General features: G+C 40.1%; 20 protein-coding genes. 13 read left to right on the forward strand and 7 right to left on the reverse strand.

Annotated features, from left to right (window positions below; translation table 11 throughout):
* Positions 1-270: 270 nt before the first annotated feature.
* The 4 genes from CD004_RS08920 (at position 271) to CD004_RS08935 (ending at position 4268) form a co-directional block, all read left to right on the forward strand.
* Complete coding sequence (locus CD004_RS08920; RefSeq protein WP_102265041.1) at positions 271-1542, forward strand: YjiH family protein; 1272 nt, start codon at positions 271-273, stop codon at positions 1540-1542.
* 150 nt (positions 1543-1692) lie between these two features.
* Positions 1693-2874: an LL-diaminopimelate aminotransferase gene (locus CD004_RS08925; RefSeq protein WP_102262436.1), complete on the forward strand. Its 1182-nt coding sequence runs from the start codon at positions 1693-1695 to the stop codon at positions 2872-2874.
* Between the two features lie 313 nt (positions 2875-3187).
* Positions 3188-3730, forward strand: a complete 543-nt coding sequence (locus tag CD004_RS08930; protein ID WP_102262437.1) for a hypothetical protein — start codon at positions 3188-3190, stop codon at positions 3728-3730.
* 58 nt (positions 3731-3788) lie between these two features.
* On the forward strand, positions 3789-4268 hold the full coding sequence (locus CD004_RS08935) for a GNAT family N-acetyltransferase (protein WP_102262438.1): 480 nt from the start codon (positions 3789-3791) through the stop codon (positions 4266-4268).
* Positions 4269-4294: 26 nt separating this feature from the next.
* On the opposite strand, the gene CD004_RS08940 is transcribed toward CD004_RS08935, so the two are convergent.
* Positions 4295-5131: a DUF2785 domain-containing protein gene (locus CD004_RS08940; RefSeq protein WP_102262439.1), complete on the reverse strand. Its 837-nt coding sequence runs from the start codon at positions 5129-5131 to the stop codon at positions 4295-4297.
* Between the two features lie 120 nt (positions 5132-5251).
* Between CD004_RS08940 and CD004_RS08945 the strand changes: the two genes are divergently transcribed.
* On the forward strand, positions 5252-5548 hold the full coding sequence (locus CD004_RS08945) for a hypothetical protein (protein ID WP_102262440.1): 297 nt from the start codon (positions 5252-5254) through the stop codon (positions 5546-5548).
* A gap of 28 nt (positions 5549-5576) precedes the next feature.
* On the opposite strand, the gene CD004_RS08950 is transcribed toward CD004_RS08945, so the two are convergent.
* A complete protein-coding gene (locus CD004_RS08950) occupies positions 5577-6995 on the reverse strand; it encodes a vWA domain-containing protein (protein WP_233434969.1) in 1419 nt (472 codons plus the stop codon).
* A 159-nt stretch (positions 6996-7154) separates the two neighbouring features.
* Here CD004_RS08950 and CD004_RS08955 point away from each other — a divergent pair, with 159 nt between their 5' ends.
* A complete protein-coding gene (locus CD004_RS08955; protein ID WP_102265042.1) occupies positions 7155-7718 on the forward strand; it encodes a cysteine hydrolase family protein in 564 nt (187 codons plus the stop codon).
* A gap of 25 nt (positions 7719-7743) precedes the next feature.
* On the opposite strand, the gene CD004_RS08960 is transcribed toward CD004_RS08955, so the two are convergent.
* Positions 7744-8493, reverse strand: coding sequence for a YqcI/YcgG family protein (locus tag CD004_RS08960; RefSeq protein ID WP_102262442.1), 750 nt, complete (start codon positions 8491-8493; stop codon positions 7744-7746).
* A gap of 261 nt (positions 8494-8754) precedes the next feature.
* On the opposite strand from CD004_RS08960, the gene CD004_RS08965 reads away from it, so the two are divergent.
* A complete protein-coding gene (locus CD004_RS08965) occupies positions 8755-9144 on the forward strand; it encodes a thiol-disulfide oxidoreductase DCC family protein (protein ID WP_102262443.1) in 390 nt (129 codons plus the stop codon).
* Between the two features lie 40 nt (positions 9145-9184).
* Here the strand turns inward: CD004_RS08965 and CD004_RS08970 are convergent, their stop codons facing one another.
* The gene (locus CD004_RS08970) at positions 9185-10498 is read right to left on the reverse strand and encodes a DUF3238 domain-containing protein (protein ID WP_102262444.1); all 1314 of its coding nucleotides are present in this window, start codon (positions 10496-10498) and stop codon (positions 9185-9187) included.
* Between the two features lie 223 nt (positions 10499-10721).
* Here CD004_RS08970 and CD004_RS08975 point away from each other — a divergent pair, with 223 nt between their 5' ends.
* The gene (locus tag CD004_RS08975) at positions 10722-11651 is read left to right on the forward strand and encodes a DMT family transporter (RefSeq protein ID WP_102262445.1); all 930 of its coding nucleotides are present in this window, start codon (positions 10722-10724) and stop codon (positions 11649-11651) included.
* A gap of 437 nt (positions 11652-12088) precedes the next feature.
* Here the strand turns inward: CD004_RS08975 and fosM are convergent, their stop codons facing one another.
* Positions 12089-12511, reverse strand: a complete 423-nt coding sequence (fosM, locus tag CD004_RS08980) for a FosM family fosfomycin resistance protein (RefSeq protein ID WP_102262446.1) — start codon at positions 12509-12511, stop codon at positions 12089-12091.
* A 156-nt stretch (positions 12512-12667) separates the two neighbouring features.
* On the opposite strand from fosM, the gene CD004_RS08985 reads away from it, so the two are divergent.
* From CD004_RS08985 to CD004_RS08995, 3 genes are all read left to right on the forward strand, one after another.
* Positions 12668-13447 carry an NUDIX domain-containing protein gene (locus tag CD004_RS08985; RefSeq protein WP_233434970.1) on the forward strand — a complete coding sequence of 260 codons (780 nt, stop codon included), beginning with the start codon at positions 12668-12670 and terminating at the stop codon, positions 13445-13447.
* 91 nt (positions 13448-13538) lie between these two features.
* Positions 13539-14189, forward strand: a complete 651-nt coding sequence (locus CD004_RS08990; RefSeq protein ID WP_102262448.1) for an HAD family hydrolase — start codon at positions 13539-13541, stop codon at positions 14187-14189.
* Between the two features lie 145 nt (positions 14190-14334).
* Positions 14335-14829 carry a GreA/GreB family elongation factor gene (locus tag CD004_RS08995; RefSeq protein WP_102262449.1) on the forward strand — a complete coding sequence of 165 codons (495 nt, stop codon included), beginning with the start codon at positions 14335-14337 and terminating at the stop codon, positions 14827-14829.
* Between the two features lie 324 nt (positions 14830-15153).
* On the opposite strand, the gene CD004_RS23745 is transcribed toward CD004_RS08995, so the two are convergent.
* Together CD004_RS23745 and CD004_RS09000 are read right to left on the reverse strand one after the other, a co-directional pair.
* Positions 15154-15309: a hypothetical protein gene (locus CD004_RS23745; RefSeq protein ID WP_158651514.1), complete on the reverse strand. Its 156-nt coding sequence runs from the start codon at positions 15307-15309 to the stop codon at positions 15154-15156.
* A 119-nt stretch (positions 15310-15428) separates the two neighbouring features.
* On the reverse strand, positions 15429-16295 hold the full coding sequence (locus CD004_RS09000) for a PIG-L deacetylase family protein (RefSeq protein WP_102262450.1): 867 nt from the start codon (positions 16293-16295) through the stop codon (positions 15429-15431).
* A gap of 227 nt (positions 16296-16522) precedes the next feature.
* On the opposite strand from CD004_RS09000, the gene CD004_RS09005 reads away from it, so the two are divergent.
* Both CD004_RS09005 and CD004_RS09010 read left to right on the forward strand, forming a co-directional pair.
* The gene (locus tag CD004_RS09005) at positions 16523-17248 is read left to right on the forward strand and encodes a GntR family transcriptional regulator (protein ID WP_102262451.1); all 726 of its coding nucleotides are present in this window, start codon (positions 16523-16525) and stop codon (positions 17246-17248) included.
* A 47-nt stretch (positions 17249-17295) separates the two neighbouring features.
* The gene (locus CD004_RS09010) at positions 17296-18477 is read left to right on the forward strand and encodes an iron-containing alcohol dehydrogenase (RefSeq protein ID WP_102262452.1); all 1182 of its coding nucleotides are present in this window, start codon (positions 17296-17298) and stop codon (positions 18475-18477) included.
* Positions 18478-18481: the final 4 nt, after the last annotated feature.

The raw sequence follows: 18481 nt of genomic DNA on the forward strand, positions 1-18481 counted from the left end.
ATAGTTGAAAAGCTAGAGGGTTTTCACAAGCCTTAATCGAATTTAAATGAATAGGCCGATTGAAAAATTATGCCATGTACACTCTAATTTCATATAGCTTTAAATAAGATCTTATATATGAACATTTTTTCGCTAGGTAACTAGAAGAGCATAAGAATGCTCCTCTCTTACAAATAAACTGAATTATCAAATAAAGGAGGAAGTCATGTGCAGAACACCCCTCAAGTGAAACCCGGCAAACAGCCGGAAATATCATCATCAACTGTAAGTATGATGAAGTTTTTTATATTTAGTGCGATTGGCATCTTCATGTTTTTTGTTCCAATCACTGTTGGTGAAAAATCATCAATACCGCTCGACCACTTAGTTACCTGGTTTAACACCACTTTTTCTGCAGCCGTTCCGTATTATGCATTCATTGTTATTTTATTGGGAGCCATTTATCCTTTTTACAGAAAAACGTGGAACAAAAATTCGGCGACTATCGTTTTTTCTTTGTTAAAAGTACTAGGCGTTGTCGTAGCGTTGATGCTGCTGACCAAGGTTGGGCCTGCATGGCTCTTTGAACCAAGCATGGGACCATTTCTGTATGAAAAGCTCGTTATACCAGTTGGTGTCCTCGTACCAATTGGATCTGTATTTTTGGCGCTGCTTGTTGGCTATGGCCTTCTTGAATTTCTTGGTGTATTATTGCAGCCAATCATGCGGCCAGTATGGAAGACACCAGGACGGGCTGCGATTGATGCAGTAGCATCCTTTGTAGGAAGCTATTCTATTGGCCTGCTGATTACCAATCGCGTGTTCAAGGAAGGTAAGTACACTATAAAAGAAGCCACAATTATCGCAACTGGCTTCTCGACCGTTTCCGCTACATTTATGATTGTTGTCGCAAAGACTTTAGGATTAATGGAAGTGTGGAATACGTATTTCTGGACAACTCTTTTCGTTACATTTCTTGTAACCGCTATCACAGTCAGGTTGCGTCCATTACGAACGATAAGTGACGAATACTATGAAGGCAAAGGCGTACCTGAGGAACCGGTGAAGGAAAATCGCTTAAAAACGGCGTGGGCTGGTGCTATGAGCGCATCGCAAAAAGCACCTTCTCTTGGAAAAAATATTTTGGATAACTTGCGGGATGGATTCATTATGACGATGGGAATTTTACCGTCGATTCTTTCTGTAGGATTGTTAGGGCTTGTGTTAGCGGAATTTACCCCGGTGTTTGATATTATTGGCTACATTTTTTATCCATTTACATTAATCCTCCAGATTCCAGAGCCAATGCTGGCAGCTAAGGCATCCGCTATTGAAATTGCGGAAATGTTCCTGCCTGCTTTGCTTGTAACAGAAGCCCCAATGGTCACAAAGTTTGTCATCGGTGTTGTTTCTGTTTCAGCCATTATCTTTTTCTCCGCGCTGATTCCAAGCATAATGTCAACTGAAATACCAATCAGCCTGAGAAAATTGGTAGTCCTCTGGGTCCAGAGGACCATCCTGACGCTCATCATTGTAGCGCCAATTGCACATCTGTTATTTTGATATGGGAAGTTACTTAATGGGCTGCTTTGCAGCTCATTTTTTTATTTATTACTAGAATTGAAAAGGGGACCCTGATATAATCGAATTTATATTTTAAAAAATTCTAACAATTTACAGCGTTAAAGAATTAAACAGTAAAGGGGAATGTCCATGAATCTATACGGATCTGAAAAGATTAGAAAAATGACATCAAGTATTTTTCAGGAAGTGGTAGACCGCAAGCAGGCTGCCTTGATGAATGGTAAAGATGTGATCGACCTGAGCATTGGGAGTCCGGATTTTGGGCCGCCTTCTTTTGTTATGGAGGAGCTTGCTAAATATTCGATGGATCCTGGGAAATACGGGTATACGCTCAAAGGAATTACCGAATTTAACGAGGCTGTACAATATTTTTACCAGCAGCGTTATTCCGTTGAACTTGAAGCTGAAACTGAAGTTCTGCAGCTAATGGGCTCTCAGGATGGACTTGCGCATCTTGCTACTGCGGTTATTGATCCTGGTGATTATGTGCTTGTACCAGATCCGGGTTATCCAATCTATGAAGCTAGCGTAACGATTGCAGGCGGTACTATTTATCCTATGCCTTTGCTGGAGGAGAATAAATTCCTGCCGCAGCTTAATGAAATTCCTCTTGAGGTCTTGCAAAAGACGAAAATGATGATCCTGAGCTATCCCGGAAATCCTGTCACCGCACTGGCAGATGGCAGCTTTTTTGAAGAAGTTGTCGAATTCGCCGAAGTACATAACATCCTGGTAGTTCATGATTTCGCTTATTCTGAATTGATTTATGACGGGAACCCGCAAATCAGTTTCTTATCCGTTCCAGGTGCAAAGGAAGTCGGTGTAGAGTTCAACTCGCTCTCAAAAACTTTCAATATGGCAGGCTGCCGGATTGGCTATGTCGCTGGTAATTCACAGGTTATTAATGTTCTTGCTTCCTTCAAATCGCATATCGATTACGGAATTTTTTACCCAATCCAAAAAGCAGCGATTGCAGCACTGACTTCTGATTACTCTTTCCTGAATGTTCAGCTAAAGCAGTATGAAGCACGGCGGGATGCTTTAGTATCAGGGTTTCGGGACAGTGGGTGGCAAGTGGCCAATTCTCCTGCAACGATGTTTGTGTGGGCTAAAATTCCTGCCGGCTGGAAATCCCGGGATTTTGCCTTCAAGCTAATTGATGAGGAAGGGATTGCCGTCGTTCCTGGTGATGCTTTTGGCGAGCAAGGGGAAGGGTATGTCAGAATCGCTATGGTACAGACTCCCGAAAGACTTATAGAAGCATCACAGCGGGTAAACCAATTTTTAATTGAATTCTCTGTAGGAATCTAATAACTTAGTAAACAAGTTGACTTTCGGTTTTTACTTAGGCGACGCACGTTCAGATCAACTCAGCGAAGGGAAATGCTGAAACCAAATTACCTTAAACTCTTTACATGCCAAAGTATTGGGTAGCTTGAAAGGAGAGGTAAACATTGACAGCTTTCATCATATTGATTGCTAGTATCTTCAGTGTTCTGGCTGTGGGTTATGGAACAAAAGTTTGGAAAGATAAGAAATGATTTTTGTTTAGTTTTTGAATATTTGGATAAATTTTGAAACTTTTTAAAGACTCCTCCGTATTAAAACGTAAGGGGGAGTGCATATGAAAAAGTTATCGTTTATTCCTATAATCCTGGTGCTGTTGCTTTTTGGCTGCCAGCAGAAGCAAAATGGAGCGCTCGATACTGGTAAACTCGAAAAAGTTGAACAAACTGGGGATGCCACCGAGGAACAATTGAAAAGTATTCCGATCCTATATAATGTACCATCACTAAAAGTGGGCTTAGATGCTTTGCCATTTGAAGTAAAGCCGCCTAAGGATCTTCCTTTTGACGCCATGCCGCTGAAAATGACCATTGAGGATTTCAAGCACGATGGGAAAGAGTTAAGAGTCGATTTTATGAGTATTTCAAAAAACAAAGATGATGACATTATTTTTATGATTTCTGTCCATAATTTTAAAGTAGAATACGCTGAGTCGCTAGGAGAAGAAGTTCAAATCACAGAGGGAGTTGCAGGGTATTATAACGGGTCTCTATCATTTGAAAAAGACGGAATCTATTATAATATTGGCTACTACAATCCAAACATTTCTGAAGAGCAGATTAAGAAAGATACAATTGATATAGCTTTACAAATGTTATAAAGCTAAAAGAGCGCATAGGTTTGCGTTCTTTTTGATGTAAAAATATGGAGGTAAGACTATGGAAGTCATTAAAACAACCCCACTTTTAAAAGAGAAAGTTAAGGCATTCTTTGAGGCTCACTGGGGAAGTCCGCAAATGGTGATTTCAAGCGGTGTATATAATTGCAGTGACCTTGATGGGTTTGCGGTACTTAATAAGTATGGGGAGATTACTGGATTAATTACATATATTGTTTCCGGACATGAATGTGAGATTATTTCTCTAGATAGTATAGATGAGGGAAAGGGAATCGGAACCCTTCTCGTTCAGGAGGTTGAGGTGCTTGCAAGAAGGGAAGGATGTTTAACACTGAACCTGATCACCACTAATGATAATTTAAATGCACTGAAATTCTGGCAAAAACGTGGATTTATGCTGTCGCAGGTTTTTTGTAATGCTGTTGAAAAAGCCAGAAAGATCAAACCCTCAATCCCAATGATAGGGTTTGAGGGAATTCCTATTCGTGATGAGTTACTCCTGGTTAAGAAGATAAATTAATATACTTTTTTAAAAAACTGAGCTTCTTAGACTATAAGACTGGCTTTTAAAATACTCTCAATGTCCTTGTGCAAAGGAGTCCCTTTATCCAGAAAAAGCAGCCTGAAGTAAAGTGATTTTAAGAATTGTCTTAAATTCGTGTTTTTTCGAAAGAAGTACGGTGTATACCCAGTTGAGTTTTTGATATCTGTTATACTTTTTGACAGATTCTCAATCCACTCTTTTAAAAGATTTTCATCCATCCCTTTTTCTAACAGGGCTATGACAGCATAAATTAACCGCTCATCTTCTTCATCGGCATAGGCTGTTTCTTTCAAGATGCAACCGCCGATTGTATTAAGGCATTCGCGTGCTAAAGCTAGGTCAAATAACGGATGTTTGACTGCCTCAGCCAATAAGTCTGCGCCATGTGCTATGGAGTGAGCCCAGCCTTTTTCTTCGACGTATCCTCGCGCATCTTCTTCTTTTTGTAAGTATAGAATGCTGCTCTCTATGGCTTTAAGGGCCGTCTCTTCCGGAAGGAATCGTTCTATACGATCCCTATTTAAAATTAGAGTGATCACCAGTGATGAAAATGCTCTCGTGAATACCGAATCATCATTTTTCGAACCGATGCCAAAAAATAAGTGCTTTTGGTCAAGGCATGTTTCGATTAAATATTCCATTTGTTGATAATTCAAATATCCATTTTTCGTTAAATAATAAAATGAAGTATAAATCAGTTTGTCCCTTAATTCCGCGTCAGTTGAGCCGATATGCTCAACCATATGTATAATAAGCTGATCAAGATCCTTGCTTTTAATAGTTTCAGGTTTTTTTAAATCTAATTCTTTTAGGGCTATCTTTAATTGTTCAGCATTCATAAAAGTTTCTCATCCTTCATTTTGGGTTCATAGTGATTTTAGCATATTTTACCTGTTGGATATATCCCTGCCACTCAAAATTTAAGAGTATATCTTTATGACTCTCCGCAAACTAATATCATGATGAAAAAAATACTCTATTTTATAATTTGGATCAGCTGCATTGTTCTTTTGTCATTTGCTTATGAAGATTACCTTTATTCTCAGTTTAAGGTAGATGTTGTAGAGGGGATTGTCGAGGACAAAGGGGTAGGTATTAAAACCAGCAATATTTATGGGAATTTTACAGAGGAACGGGAGTACTGGATAGAGCTTAATGGTGAGAAAATTGTAGTGTCTAAAGGAATTTATGAGGGTGTGCAACAACAAAAGCAAATCAAAGTAATGAGTACTCAGCATGGCATGGTGATTGAATAAAAAAGATGGCCCGATAGGACCATCTTTTTTACCACGTATCGCCGCGCTCTTTCTTCAGTTCTTTCATTTTCGCTACCCATTCGTCGACTCTTTGCCGGATTTCCTTGCTTTCGGTATCGGCTTTTTCGCGGTTAGTTTTGCTCATGGTGTAATGGAGTTCCTTCATGGCTTCGCTGCGATCAAAGCCCCAATCTCTTAACTCGGAATATTGTTCATCGGTAATCCAGCCATTCTCTGACATGATGGCGGCTGCGTCGATGATTCGGTGTGCTTCTTTCCTTCCGACAGTCCATAATTCCAGCGGATATTTATCTGCTATTTTATATTCCGCTACCATATCCCATCCGTCTGGTGCCATCGTAAAAGCAAACGCCAGGTCGAGGGTGGAAGGGAGCCACTCGTATTGGATGGTATTTTTCAATTCCTCAGGGTTGTCGGCTTTAAAGTATTCTCCGTTTCCAGCTTCAGCAACTGCTTTTAATTGATTTTCAGTATTACCATCTACATCAAATCCGATGATGTTGACCGTACTTTCAGCATTCTCTGCCACCAGGTCCTTGCTGGCCTGGACTGGATCACCATCACAGGTTTCTGCGCCATCGCTGACAATGTAGATCGTTGTATTGCCATCATATCCGCTGCTCATTTCCGCGGCCTTTTGGATGGCACCAGCAAGGGGAGTCCACCCCTTGCTTTCAAAAAAATCAACCGCACCGTGGAATACTTCTTTCTCGTATTTGCCCATTGGATAAACCTCTTCGATACCAGAACAGGAAGATTCTTTATCTACATCTGAATCGGAACCTTTATGACCGTATACTACCAGAGAGACCTCACTGGACTGACCGATGGTTTTCGCGAAACTCTTCACTGCATCTTTCGCGACTTCCATTTTGACACGGCCATCCGTCTGTTGAAGCATGCTCGAGCTTGCATCAAGAAGAATAATCGCTTTTTCAGCAGGCTTCGTTTCCTCTCCGCCCTCAGCTTTTGTCGGGTCTGGCAGGAAAGGCTCTTCGAAATGTGGTTCATAGGCATTGGCATTCTCGATAATTTCTTTATAATGCGGGCTTGCTAGCAGGGAAACAAGGCCTTTTTTTATTGTCTCTAATTCATTTGTCTCATTAGCAAGTTCTTCGAGTTTCTCCGGCAGCTTGTTTTTTAGCTCAGGGTCCAGTTCAGGAGTATTGAAGCCAATATCCTGTATGTCCGTTTCATAGCTAAGGTCGCCCATCATTGTTCCCGGCTCCAGAGCCATCAGGCTATCCTCTGTAACCTCTAAACTTATATTCCTCAAGTGGTCAAATTTATTCTGCTTTGTTTCTTCCCTTTTAACAACCTCCTTAGCCGGTTGTTCAGCATCGACTTCTTCACCCGGTTCATCACTGCTGCACGCAGATAGAACGAGTGAAATGATTAACAATAATAACAGCGAATACCGTTTCACAAAAATCCTCCTCATCAAGTTTTCGCTATGTAAAAAACATCTTTATAGAGTTTACCATGATTAGTGAGAGGATTTGAAGTAATTTCCATGTTAGTGAGAGTAAAAAGCCTTGAACGGAGAAAGAATGTGGAATAAGTAAGGAGGGATATGATGAAGAAAATGCTTGAGTTACCTGCGCTTCTTATTTTGGATGTCCAGAAGGGGTTTGACGACCCATACTGGGGCAAGCGCAACAACGCGGAAGCAGAGGCAAATATAGCAAGACTTTTGACTGAATGGAGGAACAGAAAGGGGCATGTCATTTACACAAAGCATCTGTCGCTCGACCCTGCGTCACCTTTGCACCATCGAAACAAATTAGGTACGGAATTTAAGGAAATCATCCAGCCTATGGATGGAGAAATCATTTTTACGAAAAATGTGAACAGCGGTTTCATTGGAACCGAGCTGGAATCCTACATAAAACAAAACCAAGTGAAGTCTGTCGTTATAACCGGATTATCTACACAGCATTGCGTCTCCACGACAACAAGGATGAGCGGTAATCTTGGCATCAATACCTTCCTGGTGTCTGACGCGATTGCTGCATTTGACATCACAGACCATAAGGGTGTTCACCATACGGCGGAGTCTATTCACGAACACGAATTGGCGATGTTGCAAAAGGAGTTTGCAACCATTATTACCACCAATGAAATTATTAGTCAGTTGAATCAACAGTAAAGCGCAGGAGCTAGCATCCTGCGCTTTATTTGTCGATTCCTAGAAATTTAAGAACCCTATGGTAAGGGCATTTCGTTAAAGAAGTGTCATCATCATGGAGGAAATACTGGCGCCATTCAAAATTATCTTCTGCCCCGTATGTGTTCAGGTCAGGGTGGATTGAAATGCTGTCATATTTAGCAAGCCGTTCTCTTACTTGAGTCTTAATTCTCTCGGCAAAGCTTTGCGACTTGTTAAATTCCTGCAGAACCCATCTCGGCGTGATCGCGAGCATCATCACGTCAAAATGTCGGCTTTTCCTGTTTTTATGTGCAGGGGTTGCACAATACATAAAGTATTTTTCACCATTAAAACAAAATTCCCAGATTGGATTATGCGGGTCTGTGGGAATATCCTTTGGCCAATCATATTCATCCAGGGTGTTCAGACCATTAAGATGCTTCCAGAATAATTGTTCAAATTCTTCTACAGAATCGTTCTTCAATGATTGGGGAGTCTCATAAAAAATAATCAAAGAAGTATAATTTCCTATCTCCTTTGAATGCTTTGTATAGCTTGTTAGTAGGCTGGCAAGCTTATCAATCGTTGTTTCACTTCTTGGATCGCCAACAAACCCATATCGAAGCTGATTTGTCGAAAAGCCAATTGTTGCCGGTATGCAAGGAAAGGGCTTTTCCTTATCACTCATTTTAGCGAAGAACCTATCAAGTGCCTGCTTTTCCCAACTCAGCAGCTGATCCCGCGGTGAGGAACCATGTGTATACAAGCCATTCATCATAGTCACCTCCAATAGCTTCTACAATATATTCAAAGCAAGGAGAGTAGGGTAGATGTCCCGGGACAAATGGGCAGCAACCCAATTTTCACAGAGTGTTAATCGATATATAAAAGAACTGTTTGAAAAATTTCTCACTTACTAAATTTACGTGAAGCAATTCAGGATGGGATTTTTTTCAATACCAGTAATCGCTGTTTGACTTTAAAGAAATAGGATAAATGTTAGAATAGAAATAGGAAAATCGAGGAGGGATGTTCCATGCATCCTGTCATTTTATTTGACGGAGTTTGCAACTTTTGTGATGCGAGTGTCCAATTTATTCTGAATCGTGATCCAAATGAAACGTTTCACTTTGCTTCACTTCAGAGTGAAGCCGGGCAGGAACTGTTGAAAAAGTATCAAGTGCGAGACGATGTGGACAGCATGATTTTAATTGAGAATGATAAGGTTTATTATAAATCCGCCGCTGCCCTGAGGATTAGCCGTCATTTGCGTGGTGCATGGAAGCTTCTTTATCTGTTCATGATCGTCCCAGCTCCAATTAGGAATGTAGTGTATGATCTCATCGCCAGGAACCGATACAAGTGGTTTGGCCAGAAGGAAAGCTGCATGCTGCCTCCGCCGGATGTGCGGAAGCGATTTTTATAAAAGAAAAAACGGAAAAGCTGGCTGTCAGCTTTTCCGTTTTTTAGTTAGTGAAAGTAGAGTAACGCCAGTAATGGTTGGCCATTGGGTCTGCCATCATTTCGAGACCTTTGCTGTGAGCCAGATGGATGACTTGCCACTCGTCTGTGCCTGGTTCTTTTAGATAAACCTCATGTTCGGGTGCCTGGTCATGTATTCCAACTAGGTTGTATTCGTTGTCTTTATAAAAAGTTCCGCAAACATGATAGTCAATGGCAGGAGATACGACCAGTGGATTGCTGACAGAATGGTTCAGGTGAAACTTAACTCTGTCATCGTCTGTAAGCACCTTTTCCAATTGAATTCCCTCGTCAGAGGCCCTCGCGGATTCTAACCGTTCATGGTCCCTGCTGAATGCTTCTGTTATGCCCGTAGCCTTGCTTAACAGGGCAGTAGGGCGGTCCGTATCGATAAATATATCTCCTCTTGTCCTATATTGTGATGCCTCAGGATCAAATGAGCGGTGATCTCCTTTAAAAATCTGATCCACAGATGCGGCATTCGGATTTTTAATCCATTCTTCTTGTAAAAATGTTGTGTACCGGAGCTGCCAGCTGCCGTTTTTACATTTGTTTTCCTGCGGTGATCTCAACAATTTCCTGATTGGTCCAACCCTTTTGGTGATGGTAAACTCTTCATCTGCAGCCATCTCGGAGGAAGAATCTTTTTTTATAGCACCTACCGCATTGGCGACCACCGATTTTAGCTCCCATTTTAACTGATTCGACCGCTGCAATGGACGCTTGGCTTTAATCATGTAAGTGTAGACATCGTCATCCTTGATATTTTTATCGGTAAAAGTACAGGAAGACACAGTTTCCAATTGAATCCCGTTTCTGAAAATCGTATACTCTGAAACACCCTCGATCGGTTCCCATTCAAAACTGATTTGATCATGAGTGACAATCGTTGTAATGAGTACGTCCTCCAGTATATTGTCTTTTTCTTTGAAATCGACTGATGTAGTCGTTTGGATTCGCATTCTTTCTAATGCATTGTCTTGATCATCAAGGGTTTCTATACAGTATGTGTACAGGGTGCCAGGAACAAGGTTTTGGTCCACCAGTTTTGGCTTCATTCCTTCGTAGATGAGTTCCTTACCTCTAAACGCACGATAACGCCTGTTGGGACCCTTCCATTCCAGTTTGATTTGTTTGGTGCCTAGTTCGATATATTTTAGCATCCTTGAGTGAGAAGGAGCGGCAGTCTTGCGCCGGCGATTCAAGTTGACAGCATATAGAGTTCCGGCAATGCCCAGTGCAATCGGTAAAAGTTTGCCAGTGAGTGTTTGTTGTCTTAGATGAGTTTGACTATTCATTCATCCACCACCTTCAGTTTTTTACTAGCATGACAATTAATTACCCGAAGTCACAGCATTTTAGTAGAAGCGATGTGCTGAAATGGGTGGTAAAATAAGGATTAGTAGAGTTTGAATATTAATTTATCGAAGGGTTTTATTATTTTATGCTACTATATTATTTAATTAGATAGATTAGGGACTTTATATTATCCAAGCCTGACAAACGAGAGGAGCGTTCGCGATGTTACGGGTAAAAGGAATACTTATGATTGTCATTGGAGCCATACTTTGGGGGATGACTGGTTCGATCACCGAGTGGGTGCTCGCTAATACGGAATTGTCGGTTCCTTTTATCCTGACTATCCGGATGATTATTGCTGGAAGCAACATCCTGGCGTTCCTGGCAATTAAAAAGGAAGATATTTTTACAGTTGTGAAAACACCTTACTGGCGGAACCAGTTGGTCGTATTCAGCATTCTGGGAATGGTAGGGTTACAGTACACTTTTACGATGGCAATTGAAGCGAGCAATGCTGTAGTAGCAACATTACTCCAATTTTCCGCTCCAATTTTTGTTGTCCTCTATGTTTCTTTTAATCATAAAAAATGGCCGCCACGCTTTCAGATGCTTGGCATTGCCGGTACATTGGCCGGGCTTTTCCTTTTATTGACGAATGGGTCGATTAGAGGTTTGTTGGTTAGTCCGACGGCATTGCTATGGGGAGTTGCAGTGGGTCTGACGTTTGCTTTCTATACACTTTACCCGGCACGTTTGATGAAGGAATGGAGCGTATTGGCAATTGTCGGCTGGAGTATGTTGTTCGGCGGAATTGTACTTGGAGTGATTAACCGAGTTTGGCTGAGCGATGAATGGCTAATTGTTGTTCAGCCGAAGATGGTTTTGATCATGGCCATCTTGATAATCTTTGGCACACTGGCGTTCCTGCTATTCTTAAGCAGCATGAATTATATTACTGCAGTTGAAACTAGCATCCTTTCAAGTGTCGAACCTTTAACCGTTATGGTCATTTCAGTTATTTGGTTCGATACGATGCTCCAAAGCGTCCAGCTGATGGGCGCTATGATCATGCTCGTATTCGTAACCTGGCTGTCGATCGGCGATAAGAAAGCATCAGTTGAGGGACAGGTTGTTAAGGGGAATAATAGCTAATTAGTAGAGTCGCCAAGGTTGGCGGCTCTTTATTTGGTTTAACGAATTAAATTTAGTTGGGAGAGCAGGCTTTGGACAATATCGGAGGAAACCGCCGGAGATTTGTCTGAACCCAGGCCAACTCCAGACAAAGTCAGGGGAATACAAAGGGATTTCGTCTGAACCCTGGGCGACTTCGGACAATATCGAAGGAAAACGGGGAAGATTTGTCCGAACCTAAGGCAACTTCGGACAAAACAAGAGGAAGCTGTAGGAAGTTTGTCCGAACCTAAGGCAACTTCGGACAGAACAAGAGGAAGCTGAAGGAAGTTTGTCAGAACCTAAGACAACTTCGGACAAAGTCAGATGGAAATCAAAGCAATTTGTCCAAAGCTGACTTTCCTTCTGAAAAAGTCGGATTAACCCAGTAGTAACTTGGGCTAAGAACACCTTACGTCTTAATCGAAAAACTCCATATGACCTTTTTCTTGTTTGTAGTAATCAATTCTATTTTGTATGCTCCCCGTATGGAATTCAAATTTATGCCCATCGGGGTCCGTAAAATAAATAGACATTTTATCTTTTTCACTTCTTATGCGCCCTGGTAAAATATTCACTCCTAAATCTTTCAACTTTTTATACATTGGGTCGATATCTTCTTCATCTATTGAAAAAGCTATATGTGTATATGATTGGTGTATTTCTTGACGAGGTATGTCTTTCTCAACATTCAGGGCTAGCCATATACCATTAAGGTCGAAGTAAGCAGTAGCTTTCCCTTTTACTAACAGTTTGGCATTAAATACGTTTTTGTAAAAAGTAATTGATCTTTCCAAATCAGAAACAGAAAATAATAAATGGTTAATCCCCTTGATCTCCACTTTTTCACCCCAAAAATAAGTATTCTACAAATAAGATATCAAAATAGCGAAGCCGTTTCCTAAAATATATCCATAAAAACCGAACGACACTTCTATGAAGTGAAGGATTTTCTTTATTCTATGTGGAAATTAAAGGAAGATAAAGGGGGGCTAAGATTGTTTTTTCAAAGAAAAACATACAGAATCAAACCTGATAACCTGAATGATATCAATAATTTCTTTCATAACAATGTATATCCTGTTCACATTAAAAATGGTGCGAAATTAATTGGGCGCTGGGTGAACGAGACCAAGGACGAAATTCTTGTTATCTGGGAATATACCAGCATGGAGCAATATGAAAGAATCGATGATCTACTCAAAAATAGTAATCCTTACAACATAGCTATGAAGAATTTGAAGGGATTTTACACAGAGGCAAAAGAAAATTTAATGTCTTCAACTGCTCCTTATCCTTCAGCATATCATGAGCATAAACATTTATTGTCTGTTAGTGGATACATCACCAATAAAGATGGAGAAGTTCTCCTAGTCAGGAATTTTCACCGTTCAGATACAATGGAAATGCCTGGCGGCCAGGTAGAAGAAGGAGAAACATTGGAAGAGGCCATTCATCGGGAGGTATTAGAAGAGACGGGTATTAATGTGAGTTTACATGGTATAACAGGCATTTACCAAAATGTGACTAGCGGAGTTACATGTGTAGTCTTCAGAGGTGAGTATCAATCTGGTGAAGTCAGGCCAGCAGAGGGAGAAACTTCAGAAGTCTTTTTTGCAAAAATAACGAAAGAAAATATAGAACAATTTATTACGAGAGAACAATTTAGAAACAGAGCTACAGACGCGATGAATGCGAACTACATACCATATGAAGCATTTAAAGCAAAACCTTACGAGCTAGTTAGTAGATTTGAAGTAAAAAAAGAGTATAGTTAAAACATTTCATGAAATATTTCCACTTAGAGAATAGAAGGGAAATCTTAAAGCGTAAAGAAAGGTAATGCATAAATTATAGGATGTGATTGATATGAAAGCAGTTCTTTTTGATTTTGATGGCACTCTTGCTGATACACTCCCTGTGTGTTTCTTGGCGTTTGAATCAGTGTTTAAAAAATTTGATGATCGTGATGTCACAACAGAAGAAATAAAATCAATGTTTGGTCCTTCGGAGACTGGTATTATTCGTGAAAATCTTAAGAATACTAATCATGAAAAAGCCATTGAGTTATATTATGAGATTTATAGGGATCGACATGAAAATTTAGTTCCGAAAAATGAAGAAATTTACACCTTACTCATTGAGTTGAAAAAACGTGGCTATAAACTGGGAATAGTGACTGGAAAAGCAAGAAAAAGTCTCGACATATCTTTAGAATACCTGGAGTTAAATAACATTTTTGATGTGATTGTTACCGGAGATGACGTGGTGTTACCAAAACCCCATCCTGAGGGGGTTAATAAAGCATTAGAAGAACTGGGTGTATCTAACACTGAGGCAATCTTCTTGGGGGATAGCGACGCTGATATATTGGCCGGAAAGCATGCGAATGTACCTACAATAGGAGTACAATGGCTGCCTAATTTCCAGACAATTGACTTTAGTATTCAGCCAGATGAAGTTTATAGTAAGATAAATGAATTTTTACCTTCCCTTCCAGATACTAAGGTGGAAAGTTAACTAGCTGCCAATTTGGCAGCTTCATTTTTGTATTCAGTTTATTAGTGCGAAACATATTGATACTGCTCAACGGTATTTCAGGGTATATTAGAGGTTATGAGGGAAGATAATTCTGTTGTTAACACAAACTAATGAGGAGTTTATTATGTCAGTAAAAATCACACCAAAGGGAGAGCAACTGATTCTTCAGCAAATAGCTAATCTGGAGCAAGAGCTGAAGCAAGTTCGAGTTGATAAAAATATTGCCTTTAATGCTTGCGGAGATGATAAGATAGCTAATCCGAATTTTCATAAATTAGAGCAGGATGAACGTGTATTGGTGGAGCGCATTCAGGAGATTCAGCATACGTATAAGACTTCTGAGTTTATTAAGGTTGATGAGCGTAATACTGAAATAGTAGATATTGGCTCAATTGTGAAGTGTTCGTTTAAGTATACAGATTTTATGGAAGAAGAAATTTATGAAATTGTCGGCTACGGAGAGTCGAATATAGACGAGAATAAAATTTTCTATGACACGCCAGTTGCAAAGAAGTTACTTGGCTTAAAAATAGGTGATGAAACTGTGTTGTCAGTACCTTCTGGAAAAGTGAAATGCAAGGTTTTGAAAATGTATAGCGGATGGGAAGAAGTAGAGTAATAAAGTTACAATTGGGTAGAAGCGTGCACTACATTTGTTCATTAAACTGATAGCTGCGTTGATTCAAAAAGGATTAACGCTTTTTATGTTGAAATTGCTTTTGAAAAAACGGGAGGTTAATACAAGAACAAACGTTTTTATTAGTTTTAACATGCGTTTGATATTAAAAAGACCTGCCCAATTGTTGGGCAGATTGATTGATTAATTGTTATTGAAATAAATGAAATAAAAGCATAACGAGAAGTCCGATTACAGCGGAGCCCCTTTTTACCTTCCTGTTTTCTATGGGCTTCATAAAAAGCGAAATAATAAATCCGAGAGGAATCAGGATCTAGTTGATTGTGAGATTGAAAATTCCAGTGTGTAATATCCTACCAGTTTAAGCGGAAGTCCCTGTTCATCCACGTCTCTGTTCTTATTAAGGAAGATGACCAATAGAGCAAGAAGGAGGATCCCTATTATAGTGATGATAATGCCCACGCAAATTCTCCTTTATATATAAAATATTAATCCTACCATAATTTCACACTAAGGAATTTTATCCAAACTTAAATACCAACCTTCCTGTCCACTTAGGCTAAATAACGGAAGTCTTATGGTTATTTAGATTTGACCAAATGATAGTACTCGCGGTCGAATATTCGGTAATATATCCATGATGGAACTTTATCGTGATAGGGCTGTACGCTTGCTACGGTTTTCCATTGTGTTTCATGTGCAAGCAGGACTTGTTTGCGTGCGGATGCTTCGGAAGCCATCGGGAAGGCGATTGTAGGTTCTGGCAAGCCTTTATCCCGAGGGTATCGTTCTTTGAAAGTAGGGGAGAGCTTGAGCGCAAGGTCAATCATTGGCTTGGGAAGGGTTGCGAAATAGAGTCGCTTCACAGAAGAATCTGCTTTTTCCATTTCCTCCGTAACGACTTCTTTGGTCAACTTGCTCATCAAAACATGGTCAGGATGTCCGTATAGCCCGACTATATCATCATAGGTAAGGATGGTTGTGGGCTTATATTGATGAATTAGTTCTCTAATTGTTTGTTTGATTGCTTCATGATCCGCATCAACCAGTCCGCTGTCAGGATAATCATAGACTTCCAAATGGTCGATATTTAGGATCTCAGCTGCTTTTTGCAATTCTTTAGTCCGTGTTTCCCCAAGTTTCTCTTTGGGAACAAGGCCTCCAGTACCGCCAGCTTCTCCCCTGGTAAAAGTAGCAAGCACACTGGTAACATCGTTATTCTTATTTAATTTATGATACGTTCCGGCAATCATGATTTCATCATCGGGATGAGCAAAGATGGTCATAATCTTCTTCGGTGCACCATCGGGAAAAAGCTCCTCGGAAACAAGGATATCCTCATCGTTCACATAATAGTTAGCATACATTATCCCTCCAGCAACCAAAATCACTAGCAGGGATACAATTGAAATCAACACAACGAATGATGTTCTTTTCCATTTCTGCATGTTATTCCTCCTTTGAATAGACTATTAATCTAGTATATGACGAAAGACTTATTTCAACTCCTTTTTTATAAAAAGCAAATTCCTATACTAATATATTGAATATTTTAAAAATTAAAATAATTGTTGTTAATTTAAAATTTAGTCCATATAATGTAATTGTAATTCACCCAGAATTTAACTGGTCCGAACTGGTAGGGACGTCGCAACGAGTAAAGGAGGAATGATGATTGGTTGAGATTGATGTGGACAATCCAATTCCTTACCATGTGCAAATAAAGAACTTACTTAGGAAGGAGATTTTAGGAGGCCAATATAAAGAAAAAATTCCAAGTGAAAGGGAATTAATGAATCGCTTTTCGGTGAGCAGGACAACTGTACGTGAGGCGATTACCCATTTAGTCAACGATGGGGTATTAACCAAAGTACATGGAAAAGGGACTTATATATCGCCGAAGAAACCAATTGAAGAGTGGCTGAACTCTTTACATAGTTTAACAGAGACAGTGCGGAAAATGGGGATGAAGCCTGGATCTGTCTTGTTGAACAGTGGAGTGATGACTAAGCCGAGGTACTTTGCTGATAAAATTGGTGAAAAGGAATTTTTCACAATCGAAAGGCTTCGGACTGCGGATGGGAATCCAATTGCGATTGAACGCCATTACTACAGCCGAGAGATCGGCCAGCAGCTTTCTAAGCATGATTTAGAAACATCTGCTATATATGAATTGATTGAAAAGAACCTGGGAATTGAACTTCATCAGGCAGAACAGTTTATTTCCTGTAAAAAGATTTCAGACATGGATGCTGAAAATCTAGGAATACCTAAGGGGATTAATGTTCTTTGTGTGGAGCGTTTGATCAAAGGGGCAGATGGGAAACCAATTGAATTGTATATTAGCTATTACAAGCCTGATATGTATGTTTTTCGGGTCAATACAAAAAGAGAAAAATAGTTGTTCTTTAAATTTTGTAAGCGCTTTACCTGGAAAGGGAGTTTGATATGGTTCAGGAAATGCATTTACCCGGCAGTATTTATCATGGAGCCGGGAGTATAGAGAATCTAGCAGATGCGGCAGCAGAGATTGGGGCGAACAACTTGTTTGTTGTGATTAGTACAAGTGTGCTGAGAGAGCCACTCAATCTGGAAACAGGGTTAAAGAAGATTTTAAAAAAAACAAACCTCCAACTGACGCTTTTTTCCGAACTCAAAGGTGAACCAACTACAGAAAATGTCATAGCGGCCACCAATAACTGCAAGGAATGCAATGCTGATTGTATAGTTGCCGTAGGCGGAGGTAGCGCGATTGATTTGGCGAAAGCTGTTTCAGTTATGACAGTAAATCCTGATATTAAGTATCACGAGATTCCGAGAATGAAGAGAATCAAGAGATTACCTCTCATTGCCGTACCAACGACCGCGGGAACTGGCTCGGAGGCAACAAAGGTTATGGTCATAACAGATATTGACACTGGCATCAAGTTGAATCCAGGTCACCCAGGGTTAATTCCCGATATCACCATCCTTGATCCGGAGTTAACATTAACATTGCCGAAATCGTTTACCGTCTTTACAGGAATGGATGCCTTAGCACATGCAGTGGAGGCCTTTGTTTCGACGAAGGCAACTATAATGAGCGACAATTTTGCTTTAAAGGCGATTCGTTTAATCAATAAAGCCTTACCTGACGCCTATAAAGATGGAAGTGATATAGAGGCACGTGAAACTATGCTTCTTGGCAGCTGCTTTGCGGGTATAGCTTTCTCGAATTCTTCTACTAATCTTGCACATGCAGCAGGAAGGGCATTAGGAGCCAGATTTCATATTCCGCACGGTTTAAGTGTGGCCTTATTGCTGCCATTTGTAGTCGAATTTGGACTCGAATTTGCCCAGGAAAGATATGCAACCATCGGAAAAATACTTAATCCAGGAGCAGATGGCTCAGAGAAAACAATGGCGAAAGAGACCTTGAAAATGATCATGAGTTTAAATGATCAGTTTCACATTTGGGAAGAAGGAGCAAAGTACCTTAACGGGAGCGATGAAAGCATAATACCTCTTCTTGTAGACGATGCATTGGCGGGAAATGGAATCCTCACAAATCAGGTGATTCCGGTTCACGAGGATATTAAACAAATCTATCAAAAATTGCTCAAAAAAATATCTGAATATTCAGTATTATAATTAT

The organism is Mesobacillus jeotgali (genome assembly GCF_002874535.1).
Lineage (GTDB): Bacteria > Bacillota > Bacilli > Bacillales > Cytobacillaceae > Mesobacillus > Mesobacillus jeotgali.